This is a genomic window from Streptomyces sp. NPDC101152, from assembly GCF_044768275.1.
Taxonomy (GTDB): domain Bacteria; phylum Actinomycetota; class Actinomycetes; order Streptomycetales; family Streptomycetaceae; genus Streptomyces.
In genome coordinates this window covers 106767-125312 of record NZ_JBIWPO010000026.1, presented here as the reverse complement: position 1 = coordinate 125312, position 18546 = coordinate 106767, and the positions used below count along the sequence as shown (strand labels likewise).

At 70.4% G+C, this 18546-nt stretch carries 22 protein-coding genes and 1 tRNA gene; 15 read left to right on the top strand and 8 right to left on the bottom strand.

Annotated features, from left to right (window positions below):
• The 15 genes from ACIRVK_RS28890 to ACIRVK_RS28820 all read left to right on the top strand — a co-directional run.
• A partial coding sequence (locus ACIRVK_RS28890) for an acetyl-CoA carboxylase biotin carboxyl carrier protein subunit (RefSeq protein WP_404252089.1) occupies positions 1–364 on the top strand: 364 nt, incomplete at its 5' end.
• A gap of 23 nt (positions 365–387) precedes the next feature.
• A complete protein-coding gene (locus ACIRVK_RS28885; protein ID WP_404252087.1) occupies positions 388–558 on the top strand; it encodes a hypothetical protein in 171 nt (56 codons plus the stop codon).
• Between the two features lie 126 nt (positions 559–684).
• Positions 685–1014: a TcmI family type II polyketide cyclase gene (locus tag ACIRVK_RS28880; RefSeq protein WP_404252085.1), complete on the top strand. Its 330-nt coding sequence runs from the start codon at positions 685–687 to the stop codon at positions 1012–1014.
• Positions 1011–2282: a beta-ketoacyl-[acyl-carrier-protein] synthase family protein gene (locus ACIRVK_RS28875; RefSeq protein ID WP_404252083.1), complete on the top strand. Its 1272-nt coding sequence runs from the start codon at positions 1011–1013 to the stop codon at positions 2280–2282. Before ACIRVK_RS28880 ends, ACIRVK_RS28875 begins: the two co-directional genes overlap by 4 nt.
• On the top strand, positions 2279–3490 hold the full coding sequence (locus ACIRVK_RS28870) for a ketosynthase chain-length factor (protein ID WP_404252081.1): 1212 nt from the start codon (positions 2279–2281) through the stop codon (positions 3488–3490). Before ACIRVK_RS28875 ends, ACIRVK_RS28870 begins: the two co-directional genes overlap by 4 nt.
• An 83-nt stretch (positions 3491–3573) precedes the next feature.
• Positions 3574–3849 carry an acyl carrier protein gene (locus tag ACIRVK_RS28865; RefSeq protein ID WP_404252079.1) on the top strand — a complete coding sequence of 92 codons (276 nt, stop codon included), beginning with the start codon at positions 3574–3576 and terminating at the stop codon, positions 3847–3849.
• A gap of 117 nt (positions 3850–3966) precedes the next feature.
• Positions 3967–4755: a 3-oxoacyl-ACP reductase FabG gene (gene fabG, locus ACIRVK_RS28860; protein WP_404252077.1), complete on the top strand. Its 789-nt coding sequence runs from the start codon at positions 3967–3969 to the stop codon at positions 4753–4755.
• A 78-nt stretch (positions 4756–4833) separates the two neighbouring features.
• The gene (locus ACIRVK_RS28855; protein ID WP_404252075.1) at positions 4834–5784 is read left to right on the top strand and encodes an aromatase/cyclase; all 951 of its coding nucleotides are present in this window, start codon (positions 4834–4836) and stop codon (positions 5782–5784) included.
• Between the two features lie 2 nt (positions 5785–5786).
• Positions 5787–7292 (top strand): FAD-dependent monooxygenase, encoded by a 1506-nt coding sequence (locus ACIRVK_RS28850; RefSeq protein WP_404252073.1) that lies wholly within the window; start codon positions 5787–5789, stop codon positions 7290–7292.
• Positions 7293–7435: 143 nt separating this feature from the next.
• Positions 7436–8983 (top strand): FAD-dependent monooxygenase, encoded by a 1548-nt coding sequence (locus ACIRVK_RS28845; RefSeq protein WP_404252093.1) that lies wholly within the window; start codon positions 7436–7438, stop codon positions 8981–8983.
• A gap of 4 nt (positions 8984–8987) precedes the next feature.
• Positions 8988–9866, top strand: coding sequence for an alpha/beta hydrolase (locus ACIRVK_RS28840; RefSeq protein ID WP_404252071.1), 879 nt, complete (start codon positions 8988–8990; stop codon positions 9864–9866).
• 232 nt (positions 9867–10098) lie between these two features.
• Positions 10099–10965 (top strand): 4'-phosphopantetheinyl transferase family protein, encoded by an 867-nt coding sequence (locus tag ACIRVK_RS28835; RefSeq protein WP_404252069.1) that lies wholly within the window; start codon positions 10099–10101, stop codon positions 10963–10965.
• Entirely contained in the window at positions 10962–12560 is a 1599-nt protein-coding gene (locus ACIRVK_RS28830) for an acyl-CoA carboxylase subunit beta (protein ID WP_404252067.1), read from the top strand. The genes ACIRVK_RS28835 and ACIRVK_RS28830 overlap by 4 nt, the downstream gene beginning before the upstream one ends.
• A gap of 8 nt (positions 12561–12568) precedes the next feature.
• Positions 12569–12805 (top strand): acyl-CoA carboxylase subunit epsilon, encoded by a 237-nt coding sequence (locus ACIRVK_RS28825; protein WP_404252065.1) that lies wholly within the window; start codon positions 12569–12571, stop codon positions 12803–12805.
• Positions 12806–13105: 300 nt separating this feature from the next.
• A tRNA-Arg gene (locus tag ACIRVK_RS28820) sits at positions 13106–13178 on the top strand.
• Positions 13179–13268: 90 nt separating this feature from the next.
• Here the strand turns inward: ACIRVK_RS28820 and ACIRVK_RS28815 are convergent.
• From ACIRVK_RS28815 to ACIRVK_RS28780, 8 genes are all read right to left on the bottom strand, one after another.
• Positions 13269–14393 (bottom strand): tyrosine-type recombinase/integrase, encoded by a 1125-nt coding sequence (locus ACIRVK_RS28815; RefSeq protein ID WP_404252063.1) that lies wholly within the window; start codon positions 14391–14393, stop codon positions 13269–13271.
• Positions 14393–14605 (bottom strand): excisionase family DNA-binding protein, encoded by a 213-nt coding sequence (locus ACIRVK_RS28810; RefSeq protein ID WP_404252061.1) that lies wholly within the window; start codon positions 14603–14605, stop codon positions 14393–14395. The genes ACIRVK_RS28815 and ACIRVK_RS28810 overlap by 1 nt, the downstream gene beginning before the upstream one ends.
• The gene (repSA, locus tag ACIRVK_RS28805) at positions 14605–16026 is read right to left on the bottom strand and encodes a replication initiator protein RepSA (protein WP_404252059.1); all 1422 of its coding nucleotides are present in this window, start codon (positions 16024–16026) and stop codon (positions 14605–14607) included. The genes ACIRVK_RS28810 and repSA overlap by 1 nt, the downstream gene beginning before the upstream one ends.
• Positions 16023–16235: a hypothetical protein gene (locus ACIRVK_RS28800; RefSeq protein WP_404252057.1), complete on the bottom strand. Its 213-nt coding sequence runs from the start codon at positions 16233–16235 to the stop codon at positions 16023–16025. Before ACIRVK_RS28800 ends, repSA begins: the two co-directional genes overlap by 4 nt.
• On the bottom strand, positions 16232–16642 hold the full coding sequence (locus ACIRVK_RS28795) for an XRE family transcriptional regulator (protein WP_404252055.1): 411 nt from the start codon (positions 16640–16642) through the stop codon (positions 16232–16234). Before ACIRVK_RS28795 ends, ACIRVK_RS28800 begins: the two co-directional genes overlap by 4 nt.
• On the bottom strand, positions 16639–16887 hold the full coding sequence (locus ACIRVK_RS28790) for a hypothetical protein (RefSeq protein WP_404252053.1): 249 nt from the start codon (positions 16885–16887) through the stop codon (positions 16639–16641). The genes ACIRVK_RS28795 and ACIRVK_RS28790 overlap by 4 nt, the downstream gene beginning before the upstream one ends.
• Before the next feature lie 194 nt (positions 16888–17081).
• A complete protein-coding gene (locus ACIRVK_RS28785; RefSeq protein WP_404252051.1) occupies positions 17082–17852 on the bottom strand; it encodes a GntR family transcriptional regulator in 771 nt (256 codons plus the stop codon).
• Between the two features lie 55 nt (positions 17853–17907).
• Positions 17908–18327: a TIGR03668 family PPOX class F420-dependent oxidoreductase gene (locus ACIRVK_RS28780; RefSeq protein ID WP_404252049.1), complete on the bottom strand. Its 420-nt coding sequence runs from the start codon at positions 18325–18327 to the stop codon at positions 17908–17910.
• Positions 18328–18546 lie beyond the last annotated feature (219 nt).

Sequence of the window (18546 nt, the reverse complement as noted above, 5' to 3'; positions counted from 1 at the left end):
CCGGGAGACGGTCGTCGTCGAGGTCGGCGGCAAACGCCTGGAGGTGTCCCTGCCCGCCTCCCTGGGCATGTCCCTGGCCCGCACCGGCCTGGCCGTCGGCGCCAAGCCGAAGCGCCGCGCCGCCAAGAAATCCGGCCCCCTCGCCTCGGGTGACACCCTCGCCTCCCCCATGCAGGGCACCATCGTCAAGATCGCCGTCGAAGAAGGCCAGGAAGTCAAGGAAGGCGACCTCATCGTCGTCCTCGAGGCCATGAAGATGGAACAACCCCTCAACGCCCACAAATCCGGCACCATCAAGGACTTGTCGGCCGCGGTCGGCGCCTCTCTCGCCTCCGGCGCACCCATCTGCGAAATCAAGGACTGAGTCCCCAGGGAGGTGTGACCCAGATGTACTCCGAGACGTATTCCCAGACGTTCTCCCAGCCCCGTTCCGAGATCCGCTCCGGGGCGAAGGACGAAAACGACGCGCCCGTTCCCCAGGCACCCGCCTGGTTGCTGGCAGGCGAGGACGAAGAGATCGACAGGGACCATCCGCACATCTGCCGGAGCATCGACTGACGGAATCCGGACTTTCCTCTGCCCTCCGTTTTCCCGCCCGCACACCGTATTCCCGTTCTCTTGCCTTCCGCGCACACATTCCCTTCCGCCCCCACATCCCACGCACCCTTTCCAAGGAGAGAGCTCATGCACAGCACCTTGATCGTGGCTCGGATGGAACCGGGCTCGGCAACCGATGTCGCCAAGCTGTTCGGCGCGTTCGACGAGTCCGAGATGCCGCACCTGATGGGCACGCGACGCCGCCAGCTCTTCCAGTACCGAGGTCTGTACTTCCATCTGCAGGACTTCGACGCGGACAACGGCGGCGAGCTGATCGAGGAGGCCAAGTCCGACGAGCGCTTCGTGCGCATCAGCGAGGACCTGAGGCCCTACATACAGGCGTACGACCCCGCCACCTGGCGGTCGCCCGCCGATGCCATGGCCACGCGTTTCTACTCCTGGGAGGCGTCCCGATGAGCGGCCGTCGAGTCGTCATCACCGGTATCGAGGTGCTGGCGCCCGGCGGCGTCGGCAAGGACCGGTTCTGGGACATGCTCAGCGAGGGGCGCACCGCCACGCGCGGGATCACCTTCTTCGACCCGAGCCCCTTCCGCTCGCAGGTCGCCGCCGAGATGGACTTCGACCCCGAGCAGCACGGCCTCACCCCGCAGGAGGTCCGCCGGATGGACCGGGCGGCCCAGTTCGCGGTGGTCGCCGCGCGGGGCGCGGTCGCGGACAGCGGGATCGATCTCGCCGTCCACGAGCCGCACCGGGTGGGCGTCACCATCGGCAGCGCGGTCGGCGCCACGACGGGCCTGGACGAGGAATACCGGATCGTCAGCGACGGCGGCCGGCTGCACCTGGTGGACCACGAGTACGCGGTGCCGCATCTGTACAACTACTTCGTCCCCAGCTCCTTCTCGGCCGAGGTCGCGTGGGCGGTCGGCGCGGAGGGCCCCAACTCCGTGGTGTCCACCGGCTGCACCTCCGGCATCGACTCGGTCGGTTACGCGGTCGAGCTGATCCGCGAGGGCTCGGCCGACGTGATGATCGCCGGGTCGTCCGACGCGCCGATCTCACCGATCACCATGGCCTGCTTCGACGCCATCAAGGCCACGACCCCGCGCAAGGAGGCCCCCGAGCAGGCATCACGTCCCTTCGACGGCACCCGCAACGGGTTCGTGCTCGGCGAGGGCTGTGCGGTGTTCGTCCTGGAGGAGCTGGAGAGCGCACGGCGGCGGGGGGCGCACATCTACGCCGAGATCGCAGGCTACGCCACCCGCAGCAACGCGTACCACATGACGGGGCTGCGTCCGGACGGTGCGGAGATGGCCGAGGCCATCACGGTGGCGCTGGACGAGGCCCGGATGAACGTCGACCGGATCGACTACATCAACGCCCACGGATCCGGCACCAAGCAGAACGACCGGCACGAGACGGCCGCCTTCAAGAAGAGCCTGGGCGAGCACGCCTACCGCACCCCCGTGAGCTCCATCAAGTCGATGGTGGGGCACTCCCTCGGCGCGATCGGCTCGATCGAGATCGCCGCGTCCGCCCTGGCGATGGAGCACCACGTGGTGCCGCCCACGGCGAACCTGCACACCCCGGACCCCGAGTGCGACCTGGACTACGTGCCGGTCACCGCGCGCGAACAGCTGACCGACGCGGTGCTGACGGTGGGCAGCGGGTTCGGCGGATTCCAGAGCGCGATGGTGCTCGCGCGTCCCGAGAGGAGTGCGGCATGACCGCGGTGGTGGTGACCGGGCTGGGCATCACGGCCCCCAACGGGCTGGGCGCCCGGGACTACTGGGAGGCGACGCTCGCCGGCAAGAGCGGCATCGGGCGGATCACCCGCTTCGACCCGTCGCGGTATCCGGCGCGACTGGCCGGTGAGATCCCCGGCTTCGCCGCCGAGGAACACCTGCCGAGCCGGCTGCTGCCGCAGACCGACCGGATGACCCGGCTGGCGCTGGTCGCCGCCGACTGGGCGCTCGAGGACGCCGGGATCCGGCCGCAGGAGTGGCCCGAGTCCAGCATGGGCGTGGTCACGGCGAGTTCGTCGGGTGGTTTCGAGTTCGGCCAGGGCGAACTGCAGGCGCTGTGGGGCCGGGGCAGCCAGTACGTCAGCGCGTACCAGTCGTTCGCCTGGTTCTACGCCGTCAACAGCGGACAGATCTCCATCAGGCACGGCATGAAGGGCCCGAGCAGCGTGGTCGTCAGCGACCAGGCCGGCGGTCTGGACGCGGTGGCGCAGGCGCGCCGGCTGATCCGCAAGGGGACCGCGGTCGTGGTCTCGGGGGCCGTGGACGCCTCCATCTGCCCGTGGGGCTGGGTGGCCCAGCTCGCCGCGCAGCGGCTGACCACGCGCGACGAGCCCAGTCAGGCGTATCTGCCCTTCGACCGGGCGGCCGACGGGCATGTGCCCGGCGAGGGTGGCGCACTGCTCGTCATGGAGTCCGAGGAGTCGGCGCGCTCGCGTGGCGTGCGGATCTACGGGGAGATCGCCGGATACGCCGCGACGTTCGATCCCGCGCCCGGCAGCGAGCGCCCGCCGGGCCTGCGCCGGGCGGTCGAACTCGCCCTGGACGACGCCGGGGTGGGGGCCGAGCAGGTGGACGTCGTGTTCTGCGACGCGGCGGCCGACCCCGAGCTCGACCGGATCGAGGCGGAGACGATCACGGCGGTGTTCGGGCCGAGGGGCGTGCCGGTCACCGCGCCGAAGACGATGACCGGCCGCCTGTACTCGGGCGCGGCACCCCTGGATCTGGCCACCGCGTTCCTCTCGATGCGCGACGGGGTGATCCCGCCGACGGTTCACGTGACGCCGTCGCCCGACTACGAACTCGACCTGGTCGTCGACCGGCCGCGGGCCGGCGAGCTGCGGACGGCGCTGGTGCTGGCCCGCGGCCACGGCGGCTTCAACTCGGCGGCCGTCGTACGGGCGATCGCCTGACCACCCGGGCACCGTCGCCGCACACGACCACCCCAGCCATCCGAACCATTCGATGCATCCGAACCATCCGAAAGGAACTCACCGTGGAAACAAAGCAGTTCTCCCTCGACGACCTCAAGCGCATCCTGATCGAGGGCGCCGGGGCCGAGGAGAGCGTCGACCTCGACGGCGACATCCTCGACGAGGACTTCGAGCACCTCGGCTACGAGTCGCTGGCGCTGCTCGAGACCGGCGGCCGCATCGAGCGCGAGTACGGCATCGTCCTGGACGACGACGTCCTGTCGGAGAACAACACGCCGCGCGCCCTCATCGACGCCGTCAACGCCCAGCTGGGCGAGGGCACGCAGGCCGCGGCCTGACGCCCCGCCCCACCAGGCGTCTCGTGATCCCGCCGCCGTCGGCGCCATCAGCACGGCCGTCGGCGGCGCCCCCCCTCGCAGTCCACGCAGTCCCCCGTTCAAGGGAGTTGAGAGAGCATGCCGCAGCAGCAGACGCAGCGGGTCGCACTGATCACCGGGGCCACCAGCGGCATCGGCCTCGCGGCCGCCCGGCAGTTGGGCTTGGCCGGGCATCGCGTGTTCATCGGCGCGCGCGACGCCGACAACGTGGCCGCCACGGTCAAGCGGCTCCAGGAGGAGGGCATCGACGCGGACGGCGCCGCCGTCGACGTCCGTTCGCGGGAGGCGGTCCGTACCTTCGTGCAGGCCGCCGTCGACCGCTTCGGCGCCGTCGACGTCCTCGTCAACAACGCCGGCCGCAGCGGCGGCGGGGTGACGGCCGACGTCCCCGACGAGCTGTGGGACGACGTCATCGACACCAACCTCAACAGCGTCTTCCGGATGACCCGCGAGGTGCTCAACACCGGCGGCATGCGGGGGCGCAGCTGGGGCCGGATCATCAACATCGCGTCCACCGCCGGCAAGCAGGGCGTGGTCCTCGGGGCCCCGTACTCCGCCTCCAAGCACGGCGTCGTCGGCTTCACCAAGGCCCTCGGGAACGAGCTCGCGCCGACGGGCATCACCGTCAACGCCGTCTGCCCGGGATACGTCGAGACCCCCATGGCCCAGCGGGTCCGCCAGGGCTATGCCGCCGCCTACGACACCACCGAGGACGCGATCCTCGAGAAGTTCCAGGCCAAGATCCCGCTCGGCCGCTACTCCACGCCCGAGGAGGTCGCCGGGATGGTCGGCTACCTGGCCTCCGACACCGCCGCCTCCGTCACCGCTCAGGCGATCAACGTCTGCGGCGGCCTCGGCAACTTCTGACCCCGCCCGAACGACCGCATCCCGCGCCCCGCACCGACCGCACCCGAGCCCGTACCCGAGGAAGAAGAGGACGAGGACGTGACCACGACGGAAGCAACGACCCGCGAGGTGGCGCACGAGATCACCGTCTCGGCTCCCGCCGACGCCGTCTACCGCCTGATCGCGGAGGTGGAGAACTGGCCGCAGATCTTCCCGCCCACCATCCATGTGGACCACCTGGAGAAGGGCGAGCAGGAGGAGCGCATCCGCATCTGGGCCACCGCCAACGGAGCGGCCAAGAGCTGGACCTCGCGCCGCACCCTGGACCCCCGCAACCGCCGGATCACCTTCCGTCAGGAGGTCTCCGCTCCCCCGGTCGCCGCGATGGGCGGCGCCTGGGTGATCGAGGAGCTGCCGGGCGGCGACGCGCTGGTACGGCTGCTGCACGACTACCGCGCCGTCGACGACGACCCCGAGGGCCTCGCCTGGATCGACGAGGCCGTCGACCGCAACTCCCGCTCGGAGCTGGCCGCCCTCAAGGAGAACGTCGAGCGGGCCCACGCCGCGCGCGAACTCACCTTCTCCTTCGAGGACACGGTCCTGATCGAGGGCTCGGCGAAGGACGTCTACGACTTCATCAATGAGGCCCAGCTGTGGGTCGACCGGCTGCCGCACGTGGCCCGCGTCGCCTTCGAGGAGCCCACGCCCGGCCTGCAGGTCCTGGAGATGGACACCAGGGCCAAGGACGGCTCGACGCACACCACCAAGTCGTACCGGGTGACCTTCCCGCACCGCGCGATCGCCTACAAGCAGGTCACCCTGCCGGCCCTGATGACCCTGCACACCGGCCTGTGGACGTTCGAGGAGTACCCGCGCGGGGTGGCCGCCACCTCGCAGCACACGGTCGTGCTCAACCCGGACAACATCGCGCGCGTCCTCGGCCCCGACGCGACCGTCGAGGACGCCCGCGAGTACGTCCAGGGCGCGCTCAGCACCAACAGCCGCGCCACGCTCGGCCACGCCAGGGACTACGCGGAGAAGAGCCGCTGACCATGGCCTCCGACACCTCCCGGGCCACCCGGGTCATCGTGGTGGGGGCGGGCCCCGTCGGCCTGTTCCTCGCCGGCGAGCTCCGCCTCGGGGGCGCCGACGTCGTCGTACTGGAACGGCTGCGCACCCCCACCACGGAGTCCCGTGCCTCCACGCTGCACGCCCGCACCGTGGAGCTGCTCGACTGCCGTGGACTGCTGGACGCGCTCGGCGACCCGCCGCGCGAGCCCAGGGGGCACTTCGGTGGCGTACCGATGGATCTGACCGTGCCCGGCCCCTACTCGGGTCAGTGGAAGGTCCCCCAGACCAGGACCGAGGAACTCCTCCAGGACTGGGCCGGGGCCCTCGGTGCCGACATCCGGCGCGGCTGGGAGGTGCGCGAACTCACCCAGCACGACGGGCCGGCGGACGGGTACGTGGACGGGTACGTGGAGCTCACGGCCGACACTCCGGACGGCGTAAGGCGGCTGCGGGCGGCGTACGTCGTCGCCTGCGACGGCGAGGACAGCACCGTCCGGCGGCTGACGGGTGCGGCCTTCCCCGGTACGCCGGCCGTGCGGGAGCTGCTGCGGGCGGACATCTCCGGGGTCGACATCCAGAACCGGCGTTTCGAGCGCCGGGAGCACGGGCTGGCGATCGCGGCGCGGATGCCCGGCGGGGTCACCCGGGTGATGGTGCACGCCTTCGGCCGCCCGGCGCGGCGGCGGACGGCTCCGCCGGACTTCGCCGAGGTCGTCGACGTGTGGCGACAGGTCACCGGCGAGGATCTGAGCGGTGGCCGCCCGGTGTGGCTCAACGCGTTCGGCGACGCCAACCAGCAGTTGGAGCGGTATCGCCACGGGCGGGTGCTGTTCGCCGGGGACGCGGCCCACCGCCAGATGCCGAGCGGCGGTCAGGCGCTCAACCTGGGCCTCCAGGACGCCGCGAACCTCGGCTGGAAGCTGGCCGCGGTGGCGTGCGGCCGGGTCCCGGCGGGGCTGCTGGACACCTATCACGACGAGCGGCACGAGGTCGGGCGCCGCGTGCTCGCCAACATCCGGGCCCAGGCGCTGCTGCTGCTCGGCGGACCGGAGGTGGAGGCGGCGCGCACCCTGCTCGGCGAACTCATCGCCGCGGGACCCGCGCGGGACCGTCTCGCGGCGATGATCACCGGGCTCGACATCCGTTATCCCGTGGGCGGCAGAACCCATCCGCTGCTCGGCGCCCGCCTCCCGCTCGGCACGCTGCCCACACCGGACGGCCCGGTCGGGGTCGCGGAGTCGCTGCGGGACGGACGCGGACTGCTGCTGGTCTCCGACGCGGCCCGGGCCGAACTGCGCTGGCTCGGCAAGGTCTGGTCGGACCGGGTCACCTCGGTGGCGGTACGACCGGACGACGACGGGCCGCTGCACGGCGCCGAGGGGCTGCTGGTCCGCCCCGACGGCCACGTCGCCTGGGCGGGCGCGGACCCATGGGCGGCCACGGCGGCGATCCGCCACTGGTTCGGGCGGCCCGACCCCGGGCTGTGACGGACCTACGGACAGAACCGGTGAGAGACGGCTTGCTCCGGTTCGTTCCCTTCGGCATCGACTCGGAATTTTTCAGCGAGGCTCAGAGAGGAAGCGCTGTGGACACGGATGTGATCGTCGTCGGCGCGGGGCCGACGGGCCTCATGCTGGCCGGGGAACTGCGGCTGGGCGGGGCCCGGGTGGTCGTCGTGGAGAAGCTGGCGGAGCCCACCGGGCAGTCCCGGGGGCTCGGATTCACGGCTCGCGCGATGGAGGTGTTCGACCAGCGGGGGCTGTTGCCGCGGTTCGGTGCGCTGGAGAAGAGCCCGATGGGCCACTTCGGCGGTGTGCAGTTCGACTACACCGTCCTGGCGGACGCCCATTTCGGCGCGCGTGGCGTGCCGCAGTCCCAGACCGAGGCCGTCCTGGAGGAGTGGGCCGGTGAGCTGGGCGCGGACATCCGCAGGGGCTGGGAGCTGACCAAGCTGGCCGACTCCGGCGACGGCGTCGAGATCGTGGCGGCCACGCCCGAGGGCGAACAGCGGGTGCGCGGCGCGTACCTGGTGGGCTGCGACGGGGGGCAGAGCGTCGTCCGCAAGGCGGCCGGTTTCGACTTCCCCGGGCTGCCGGCCACACGCCGCATGTACCTGGCCGACGTCACCGGCTGCGACATCCGCCCCCGCTTCCTGGGGGAGCGGCTGCAGAACGGCATGGTGATGGCCGCGCCGCTGAAGCCGGGCGTCGACCGGATCATCGTGTGCGAGGACGGCACGCCCGCGGGTGACCGGCCCGAGGACGTGGAGTTCGACGAGGTCGCGGCCGCCTGGGAGCGCATCACCGGCGAGTCGCTGGCCGGGGGCGGCGCCGACTGGGTCAGCTCCTTCACGGACGCCACCCGGCAGGCCTCCGCCTACCGCAGGGGCCGCGTGCTGCTCGCCGGGGACGCCGCGCACGTCCATCTCCCGGCCGGCGGCCAGGGACTCAGCACGGGCGTGCAGGACGCGGTCAACCTCGGCTGGAAGCTGGCCGCGGTGATCCGCGGGGACGTGCCGGACACCCTCCTCGACACCTACCACGACGAACGGCACCCGGTCGGCGCCCGGCTGCTGATGAACACCCGGGCGCAGGGCGTGATCTTCCTCGGCGGTGCCGAGGCCGACCCGGTGCGCACGGTCTTCGGCGAGCTGATGGCCCTGGAGGAGGTCCGCCGCCGACTGGCCGGCGTGGTCAGCCACCTCGACATCACCTACGACCTGGGCCCCGGCACCCACCCCCTGCTCGGCCGACGCCTGCCCCCGCGCCCGCTGACGCTGGCCGACGGCACCCGGACGACCACGACCGACCTGCTCCACCCGGCCCGGGGCGTGCTGCTCGACCTCGCCGACGCCCCGGAGCTCCGGGCCGCCGCGGCCGGTTGGGCCGACCGGATCTCGGTCGTCAGGGCCACCCCCGAGAACCCCGAGGTCTTCTCGCAGGCGACCGCGCTGCTGGTGCGCCCCGACGGCCACGTCGCCTGGACCGCCGGCGGAAAGGACACGACCGCCGCAGGAAAGGACACCGACACGATGACCGACCCGTACGACGCAGCCCCGCAGGCACCTGCCCCGGTGACCTCCGACGCCGCCCCCGCCACCGAAGCGGAGCTCGCCGACGCCGTCGACAGCCTCGTCACCGCCCTCCACCACTGGTTCGGCTCTCCGGAGGTGGCGTAGCGCCATGGCCACCCCGTCCCTGTCCGTCGGCCCGCGCGTGCGGCGGATCACGCTGGATGCCGCCGGGCACACCCTGTCGGCCCTGCTGAGCGCGCCCCAGGACACGCCGCCGCGTGCCACCGTGGTCGCACTGCACGGGGCCGGGATGAGCGCGGGGTACTTCGACGGCGGGGCCCGACCGGACGCCTCCCTGTGCGCGTTGGGGGCGCACCTCGGTTTCGCGGTCCTCGCCGTCGACCGGCCCGGCTACGGCGACTCGGCCGCCGGGCTCCCCGACGGCATGGACCTCGCCGGGCAGGCCCGCGTGCTGCGGGCCGGGCTCGACCACTTCCAGGCCGGGTACGACGTCGGCACGGGCACGTTCCTGCTCGCCCACTCCTTCGGCGGCAAACTCGCGCTGACCCTGGCCGCCCAGGCCCCGCCGGCTGATCTGCTGGGCCTGGACATCTCCGGCTGCGGTCACCGTTACGCCCCGCGCTCCGCGGAACTGCTCGCCGGCCCCGACCGGGCCCGGTGGCGCCACAACTGGGGCCGGCTCGGGCTCTATCCGCCCGCCACCTTCCAGCGCAGCGCCGAGCTCGTGAAGCCGATCCCGGAACAGGAGCTGCGGGCGGCCTCGGACTGGCCGGAGGTGTTCGACGCACTCGCCCCGCGCGTGCGCGTCCCCGTGCGCCTGACGTTCGCCGAGCACGAACTGTGGTGGCGACACGACGCCGCCGCCCTCGACGATCTGCGCGCGAGGCTGAGCGCCGCGCCGCGGGTCGTCGTCGACCGGCAGCCGGACGCCGGTCACAACATCAGCCTCGGCCGCACGGCCCGTGCCTACCACCTGCGCGCGCTCGCCTTCTTCGAGGAGTGCCTGCCGGAGCGGGACGGCCCATGACCGCGTCCACATCCACGCGCCGAGGCCCCCGCCGCCGTCCGCCGACCACGCCCCGGGAGCTTCTTCGTCGGCGCCGTCACCCGGCACCCGGGCACCTGCTCCGCGCCGTGGGCGAGCGCCCTGATCGCACCGGCGGCCGCGCTCCTCGCGGAGGTCGCCGACGGCAGCCGCACTCGGCCCGCGGCTCCCGCCGGGCGCGAGCAGGCACATACGACCGGAACCAGGAGCGCACGTGAACGTCCCCCTCGTACCGAACACCCCGCGCCTGACCCGTGAGCCGGGTCCGTCGGACCTGCACCTGTGGCTGCTCCCGGCCCCAGTCTCGCCACGGGACGTACCGGTCGGTGAGCTCGACCCGGACGAGCGGCGGCACGCGGCCGCCTACCGCCGGCACAGCGACCGGCAGACGTATGTCGCCGCCCATGTGGGTCTGCGCCGCGTGCTGTCCGCCTACACCGGCGTCGAGCCCGGGAAACTGCCCCTCGGACGCGAGTGGTGCGAGGAGTGCGGCGAGCGGCACGGCCGGCCGGTGCTGGTCGGTCTGCCGGGCGCCCCGGAGTTCTCGCTCTCCCACAGCCACGGCCTGGCCCTCGTCGCGGTGGCCCGCACCCGGGTCGGCGTCGACGTCCAGGCGCTGCCGTCGCAGGAGACCGTGGACGCCTGTCTGCCCCTGCTGCACCCGGCCGAACGCCAGGAGATCACCCGGCTTCCCCCCGGCCACCGGCTGACGGCCTTCGCCCGGCTGTGGTCCCGCAAGGAGGCCTATCTGAAGGGCCTCGGCACCGGACTCGCCCGCGCGGCCGACCTCGACTACCTCGGCGAGGCCGCCGAGTCCTGGCGCCCGGCCGGCTGGACGGTGCGCAACACGCCCCTGTGCGACGGCCATGTCGCAGCCGCGGCGCTGGCCGGCGGCGGGGACTGGCGGGCCGCCATGTATCCGGTGTCCGCCGAATGGCTCTACGCCCCGGAAGCCGTCGAACGCATCGCGACCGTCGCACCGGGCCTGCGTACCACGCTGCGCGCCCACGACCCGCTCTCCGTCCGCCCGCACGCCCTCATCGACACCCGGAACAGGAAGGAAAGGGCCCAGGCATCATGACCGTCACCGATCCCGAAGCTCCCGTGCTCGGCACCGCCCCCGAGACCCCGGAGGCGGACCGTCTCACGGAGCTGCACACCATCAAGGCACTCGCCCGTACGGGACCCGACCCCAAGGCCACCGAACGCCAGCACGCCAAGGGCAAACTCACCGCCCGCGAACGCATCGAACTCCTCCTCGACCCCGGCTCGTTCACCGAGGTCGAGGCCCTGCGCCGGCACCGCGCCCAGGGCTTCGGCCTGGAGGCCAAGAAGCCCTACACCGACGGTGTGATCACCGGCTGGGGGACGGTGGAGGGCCGTACCGTCTTCGTCTACGCCCATGACTTCCGCATCTTCGGCGGCGCCCTGGGCGAGGCCCACGCCCAGAAGATCCACAAGCTGATGGACATGGCGATCGCGGCCGGAGCCCCGCTGGTCTCCCTGAACGACGGCGCGGGCGCCCGCATCCAGGAGGGCGTCTCGGCCCTGGCCGGCTACGGCGGCATCTTTCAGCGCAACACCAAGGCCTCCGGCGTCATCCCGCAGATATCCGTCATGCTCGGCCCGTGCGCGGGCGGCGCCGCCTACAGCCCCGCCCTCACCGACTTCGTCTTCGCGGTACGCGACATCTCGCAGATGTTCATCACCGGCCCGGACGTGGTGAAGGCGGTCACCGGCGAGGAGATCAGCCACAACGGCCTCGGCGGCGCCGACGTCCACGGCGGCACCTCCGGCGTCGCCCACTTCGTCTACGACGACGAGCTCACCTGCCTCGAGGAGGTCCGCTACCTCCTCTCCCTGCTCCCCTCCAACAACCGCGAACTGCCGCCCACGCATCCGACGGGCGACCCGGCGGACCGCTCCGGCGACGCCCTGCTCGACCTGGTCCCCGAGGACGGCAACCGTTCCTACGACATCCGCAAGGTGATCGAGGAGATCGTCGACGACGGCGACCACCTGGAGGTCCACGCCGCCTTCGCCACCAACATCGTCTGCACACTGGCCCGCCTCGACGGGCATGTCGTGGGCATCGTCGCCAACCAGCCCGCCTCCATGGCCGGTGTGCTCGACATCCGGGCCAGTGAAAAGGGCGCGCGGTTCGTGCAGTTCTGCGACGCCTTCAACATCCCGCTGATCACCCTGGTGGACGTGCCCGGGTTCCTGCCCGGCGTCGACCAGGAGCACGAGGGCATCATCCGGCGCGGGGCGAAACTGCTCTACGCCTACTGCAACGCCACCGTGCCGCGCGTCTCGGTCGTCCTGCGCAAGGCCTACGGCGGTGCCTACATCGTCATGGACTCCCGTTCCATCGGTGCCGACGTGGCCCTCGCCTGGCCCACCAACGAGATCGCGGTGATGGGCGCGGAAGGCGCCGCCAACGTCGTCTTCCGCCGGGAGATCGCGGCCGCCGAGGACCCCGAGGCGATGCGTCGGCAGAAGATCAAGGAGTACAGGGACGAACTGGTCCATCCCTACTACGCGGCCGAGCGCGGCCTCGTGGACGACGTGATCGACCCCCGCGAGACGCGGCTGATCCTGAGCCGCGCCGTGGCGATGCTCGCCGCCAAGTCCGCCGCCCTGCCCACCCGCAAGCACGGCAACCCGCCCCAGTAGGAGGCCTCATGACAGCGACGCCGGACATCATGCCGACCCCGACCCCCTCCGACCTGCTTACCGCCGCGTCCCTGAGGGTGCTGCGGGGCGAGCCGAGCGCCGAGGAACTCGCGGCGGTCATGGCGGTCCTGACCCTGCGCCTGACGCCCCGGGACGAACCCGCCGCGCAACACCGCACCACGGCAGCCTGGACCCGCCCGGAACGCCTGCGCGCCTACAACTGCCCCCGGGCCTGGCACGGTTGAGGTGCCCAACGGCGCACCCCATAGGCCGACCTCGGTCGGCCTGGGGTTACCAGGCCGCCCGAGCATCCGAGCGATCGCAAAGCCGAAGCGGTCGTGCGTGGCAACGGGCGAGAAACAGCTCCAGCACCCGGCATCCGCGTTCCCCCACGACCCCGCTCTCCGCGGCGTCCATCGCGCCCCTGCGATGGCCAGATCCACCCACCTGGCGGCCAAGACGACCAAGCTTCCAGCCGTCACCATGCCAGCCGCTACACTGTGGGCGGTGGCACAGCCGCACGCCGGCGCTGCCGCCGCACCACTGCCTTCGTAGCTCAGGGGATAGAGCACCGCTCTCCTAAAGCGGGTGTCGCAGGTTCGAATCCTGCCGGGGGCACACGACTAAGGGCCAGTTCAGAGGCTTGATCACCTCGAACTGGCCCTTTGCCATGATCACGGCCGTGCCACACCCGTGCCACAAGGTCCGCTAGGAGTCCGCTTCCCCCCGTTCCTTGCGGATCATCGAGCCGAGCCGATCGGCGATCTCGCGGTCACGGCCGTTGACCATGTGCTGATAGATCAGCGCGGCGCGCGGTGTGCTGTGGCCCATCCTGGTCATCAGCTCCCGCAGGCTCGCCCCGGAGGCGGCGAGGGTGTTCCCGGTGTGCCGAAGATCGTGGAAGTGCACGGCTTCCGTGATGCCCGCCTTGGTGCGCGCGTTGATCCAGTCGTCCCGGAAGTTGCTCCGGCGGAGCTGACCGCCCCGAGGGCCGACGAAGACATGGCCATCACGACCGGCCCCGGCAAAGCTCTCCAGGTGTCCCTTCACATCCGGCAGGAGTTCGGTCGGAAAGGCCACCGGCCGGACGCCAGCGGCCGACTTGGGTGCCTTGTCGAAGAGAGCGCCGGTCTGCATCTCTGCCTGTGAACGGCGGACCATGAGCGCACCATTCTCCGTGTCGATGTCCCGTCGGCGCAGGGAAGCCAGCTCGCCGAAGCGCAGCCCGGTGAAGGCAGCCAGCAGGACGAGCAGCCGGTAGCGCGGGATCATCGCGTCAGCCACGGCGAACACCTCGGCCACGCTGAGGACGGGCCGCTCTGGCACGTCGTAGTGGTCGGCGCCCTTAATCCGACAAGGATTGCGCCGGATCAGCTCATCATCCACGGCCGTGTTCAGAACCGCCCGCATGATCTGGTACGCCTTGACCACGGTCGGCTCACCGGTCTGAGTGAGGCATTGCGTACGCCAGGATCGAACCTGAGCCGTCGTGATCGAGGACAGCGGACGCTTGCCGAAGGTAGGCAGCAGGTGAAGCCGGATCACTGACTCATGGCGCTCACGAGTTCGGTCCTCAAGCTTCCGGTCCTTGAGCCACGCCAAGGCGTACTCACCGAAGTGGACCTTGCCCGCATCAGGGTCGGCCCATGCACCGCGAGTGATGTCCGCTTCGATCTGAGCCAATGCCACTTCGGCATCGGTCTTGGTGGCGTACGTCTGCTCTGCGCTGCGGAGCTGTCCCGTGTTCGGATCACGGTAACGGACCTGCCAACGACCGGACTTGAGCTGACGGACCGATCCGAACCGGCGGCGCTTGCCCTGCTTGTTCGCCATCAGGCAACCCTCCGCAGCACACCAGGACGAATGGTCACCGGCTGGACGGTGTTCGCGGCGATGTACTCATCCAGCACGCGTTCCGAGATCCGGACGTTGCGACCGACCTTGACGAAGGCGATGCGGCGTTCCTCGATCAGCCGACGAGGGAAGCGGACGCCTGTACCAAGGCGAGCGGCTACCTGCTTGACGTCCAAGAGTTGATCAGCCATCACCACTCCCCCGCCGTCTCGTGATCCGGCATGTCAGCCAGCGCTTCGCGTGCGATCTCTCGGTTCAGTCGGATGTCCTTTGCGATCGATTCGGCCAGCCACGACTCACCCGGCGTGTGGCCCTGTCCGGCGTAGGTCCAGTGGGCGAGGGTGAGCGTGGTGCCCTCCGTTTCGTCGGGGTCGGGGAGTCCGCGTTCGCGACGCTCTTGGCGGGCGCGGTAGTCGGCGCGGACCTGGCGGCGCTCGGTCAGCGTCGAGGAGTAGGCGCGCGACTTGGTCATGAAGTGGCCGCGGAAGCCGAGCATGTGAGCCCAGCGCCACAGGAGCCGATCCGGGTAGGCGTCATCGAGCGCCCAGCAGGCTTCGATCAAGCGGCGGGTGTGCGCGGGCAACGGCAGCTTGTCGAGTTCGGCTAGCTCCCCGATCCGGCGGTCTACGGTCTCGGTCGCCTCAGCGGCTTTGGTGGCGTACTTGGCGACGTAGGAGGCGACCGTCTGATCGGTCAGCTCCACACCGTCCATGCTGCCGATCGCTTGCACGTCCACCTGGGATCCCCAGCGCAGGACGCGCCCGGCGAAAGCGCCGGCGGACGGGACCGGCACGGCGACCCGAGCAGCGGCGGCCTTGATGGCGCCGTCGAGGAGGGCGATGGTGGCCCAGGCCGGGGGCGGCGAGTCGGGTCCGTCCGGTCCGTCGAGGCGCACCACGGCATGGAAGTGCACGGCGCCCCGCTTCTGGAACTCGGCGACCTTGCCGAAGGAGACCCGGCACACCTCCTTCATGGCCGTCTGGGTCAGGCCCGCACGGGCGGCGACCTCCCGGCGGAGGTAGATGGTGAAGCGCCGCCACAAGTCCCCGGCGTGGTTGTTCCACAGCACCGCCCCGGCGTAGTCGTACCGCTCGGGATCGAGCGCCGTGCCCAGGGCGGGGTCATCGTCGGCGTGCCGGACGCCACAGCGGCAGCGACCAGAGTCAGGCCGGTTGTGGACCGGGCCGAACGAGGGCGCGGTGAGAGTGGCGAACACTCCGGGGTGCTGGCGGATCTCCCCGCGAATGCCCATCCTGGGGTCGCCAGTGATCCCGGCACGGATCAGGTGGTAGACGTCCCCCGCATAGGTCCAGGCGCACGAGGGGCAGCGGGAGGCCCGACGGTTACCGCAGGCCACCCGGAGCATGCCGCCCGGCTCATCCGCCGTGGAGTACGAGTACAGGACGTCGCCGGTCTTGGCGTCGCGGGTGACGGTCTGGCCCATCAGGCGGATGGGGTTGGAGCAGCCGCCCGTGCGCTTGATCTGCTCTTGCCACCGGTCGAAGCCCGGGGAATTGGCCACCCGCAGCATGTCGGCCAGGGTGATCGGGTCGGTGCCCAGTGAGGCCGCAGCACCAGCCACGGCCTCAGGGGCGACGGGGAAGACCGTCACGCGTGGTCCTCCCTCGGGTAGCCGTGCCCGGCGGGCGGGTACTGGCCGTGCAGCTTGGCCCAGTCCTCCGCGTTCAGGGCGTCGTCCAGCAGCCACCAGAAGGCGTCACGCGGGCCGTTCTCGTTGACGGTCAGCCACTGAGCGATCATGGTGCTGCGGTCTTCGTCGGCTGCTTCGGCCGCGTGCTCGGGTTCGGGGAAGTAGTTCATGCGGCCGCCGCCCCGAGCCGTGCAGAGAGCTGAAGCACGAGGGTTTCGAGAGCCTGCACGCGCTCGGCAAGCGCGGCCACGTCCGGACCCGGAGCGGACGGACGGTCGGTGCGACCGAAGCCCAGCTCTGCCGGGGTGGCACGCAGAACGGCGGACAGCAGGACCTGGTACGTCTGGCTCGGAGTGGCGCCGTTCTCCCAGCGGGAGAGCTGCACCTTGAGCGAGTTCTCCGAAGCGATCTGCCAGCCCCACTGTTCGGCCAGCGCGATCAACGACCGGATCACCTGAAGCTGTGACCATCCCCGAGACGCCCGCCCCTGGGCCAACGGCGTGTCGGCGAGATGCTGCGCTGGGGGTTGCACGGCGGGGCGGGTGCGATCGGTCAGCGGCACCACGGGGGCGCTCACGCGGCCACCCCCAGCGGCTCAACCACGGCCAACGGTGCGGGACCGGTCGGCGCGCCGAACGTACGGTCGGCGGGGCAGATCAGGTCCCCGTCGTGGGTCAGCACGCGTAGGCCGTCGATGCGCACCCAGGTCCAGCGCGGGGCGTGTACGCGGCAGCCAGGGCAGGGCACTGGGCGGTCGAACACGCTAAGCAGGTCCATGACGGACGGGAAGATGCTGCGCGCGACCTGTGCAGAAGCAGGCATGATGGAGCTTCCCTTCGTGGGAACCAGGAGGCGCGACGACTTGCTTGGCGGTAGGGCGTCGCGCCTCTCTACGGTCTCTTCAACTTGACTATGCAAGCTGGTTCCACCGTACGGACCTCGACTTGCATATGCAAGTGGGTAGACACAAAAAAATGGGGCCAACCCATCAGGTCGACCCCAGATATGACAGAGCGTCAGGGAATGTCGATCACGTACCGAAAGACATGCCGATCACACGGCACCCGAGAATCCAGCACCTCAACCGCCACGCCACTGGACGTGTGAGCAGTCCGCAAGACCCTGGCCAACGGGACCCCGGGAGGAATTGCAAGATCACCGGCCTCCGATGGCGTGGGCATCCTGATGTCAAGATCTTCCACGAACTGCGTGATCCGCTCACCGACTGGACCTTGAGGATCTTCGATCAGGGCGCTGACTCCACCACGAATCCGCCGGACGTCCTCGACCGCCGTGCCGCTGAACAGCTCGGCGGAGTAGTAGCCGTCAACGAGCTGCATCGGCTGATCGTTGACATAGAAGGCACGACGCCGCGCGATCACGGGAGTGCCATCCGGAAGGCCGAGGCGACTAGCCACCTCCGGCGGCGCCGACACCGTCTCAACGCTCAAGATTCGCTGTTCAGGCTTCAACCCCTGTGCCATGGCCTCAGCGTTGAAGTTGCTAACGCCCGTGTTGCGACGCTCTCGGTAGTTGGCCCCCGTAGTGAGCATCTGGACGTTGGGGCGCGGCCGGACAAGCGCCCCCTTGCCTTGCGAACTGATCACAAGGCCCTCGGACTTGAGGAGCGCAAGCCCCTTACCGACAGTCACGCGCGTAGTGCCGTATCGCTCCTTGAGGACGTTCTCGGAGGGGAGCTTTGCGCCGGGCTCCAACTCGCCCGACAAGATCGAAGCACGTAGATCGTCTGCGATTCGCTGATAGAGAGGACGAGTATCGCTCGTCATGAAATTCACCTCGGCTTGTCTATGCAAGCAAGCATAGAGCTTGCTGCCGACAACGTCACCCGGCGAACTTCCACCCAGACCACTGTTCAACCTTGATCGCTACAACCGGGCCTTCCGGGACGTTCTCGCGGTACTGGCGATACCTCTGGCGGAGCAGTTCAACCGGACCTTTCCGATGCTCGGCATCCGACCACACCTCTGCGTGACCGTCAGCTCTAGCCCACCAGAGACGCGACCAGTCGTCGGCGTAGTGGTCGACAAGGACAGCGACCCGATCGTTCTCATGAATGTTGCGTAGCCGCCGCAGGTTCCAGGTGTCTTTGGGCTTGTGATCGACTGCGAAGTAGATCATGTCCTCTTGGACCACGAAGGTCACAGGCACGAGGTGCGGCACGCCACCGCCGCTTGCCGTAGCTAGCCGAGCGATCGGAGATCCAACGAAGAGTTTGCGAGCCTCGCCGGGGGAGAGCTTCATACCTGGGACGGTACCCGTGATCCTCCGTGTTCCACGGAGCCAGTTACGGGTTTCTCTACCTCATCAAGGCTCGCTGCGCTCGCTCATCCGTCTGCCGACGGCGCTCATCGATCATCGCCAACCCGACCGCCGCACACTCCGCCCAAGCGCATCGACGGCCGCTCCTGGCCCGCACACCACCGCCACCACGATCCGGCCTCAGGGATGGAAAAGATCAAC

Coding starts and splice junctions, on each gene's coding strand:
- ACIRVK_RS28790 (WP_404252053.1), bottom strand. CDS start 16,887: ATGCCTGCTTCTGCACAGGTCGCGCGCAGCATCTTCCCGTCCGTCATG.
- ACIRVK_RS28780 (WP_404252049.1), bottom strand. CDS start 18,327: ATGAAGCTCTCCCCCGGCGAGGCTCGCAAACTCTTCGTTGGATCTCCG.
- ACIRVK_RS28885 (WP_404252087.1), top strand. CDS start 388: ATGTACTCCGAGACGTATTCCCAGACGTTCTCCCAGCCCCGTTCCGAG.
- ACIRVK_RS28850 (WP_404252073.1), top strand. CDS start 5,787: ATGGCCTCCGACACCTCCCGGGCCACCCGGGTCATCGTGGTGGGGGCG.
- ACIRVK_RS28785 (WP_404252051.1), bottom strand. CDS start 17,852: ATGACGAGCGATACTCGTCCTCTCTATCAGCGAATCGCAGACGATCTA.
- ACIRVK_RS28875 (WP_404252083.1), top strand. CDS start 1,011: ATGAGCGGCCGTCGAGTCGTCATCACCGGTATCGAGGTGCTGGCGCCC.
- ACIRVK_RS28800 (WP_404252057.1), bottom strand. CDS start 16,235: ATGAACTACTTCCCCGAACCCGAGCACGCGGCCGAAGCAGCCGACGAA.
- ACIRVK_RS28880 (WP_404252085.1), top strand. CDS start 685: ATGCACAGCACCTTGATCGTGGCTCGGATGGAACCGGGCTCGGCAACC.
- ACIRVK_RS28845 (WP_404252093.1), top strand. CDS start 7,436: ATGCTGGCCGGGGAACTGCGGCTGGGCGGGGCCCGGGTGGTCGTCGTG.
- fabG (WP_404252077.1), top strand. CDS start 3,967: ATGCCGCAGCAGCAGACGCAGCGGGTCGCACTGATCACCGGGGCCACC.
- ACIRVK_RS28825 (WP_404252065.1), top strand. CDS start 12,569: ATGACAGCGACGCCGGACATCATGCCGACCCCGACCCCCTCCGACCTG.
- ACIRVK_RS28815 (WP_404252063.1), bottom strand. CDS start 14,393: ATGGCGAACAAGCAGGGCAAGCGCCGCCGGTTCGGATCGGTCCGTCAG.
- ACIRVK_RS28870 (WP_404252081.1), top strand. CDS start 2,279: ATGACCGCGGTGGTGGTGACCGGGCTGGGCATCACGGCCCCCAACGGG.
- ACIRVK_RS28810 (WP_404252061.1), bottom strand. CDS start 14,605: ATGGCTGATCAACTCTTGGACGTCAAGCAGGTAGCCGCTCGCCTTGGT.
- ACIRVK_RS28840 (WP_404252071.1), top strand. CDS start 8,988: ATGGCCACCCCGTCCCTGTCCGTCGGCCCGCGCGTGCGGCGGATCACG.
- ACIRVK_RS28830 (WP_404252067.1), top strand. CDS start 10,962: ATGACCGTCACCGATCCCGAAGCTCCCGTGCTCGGCACCGCCCCCGAG.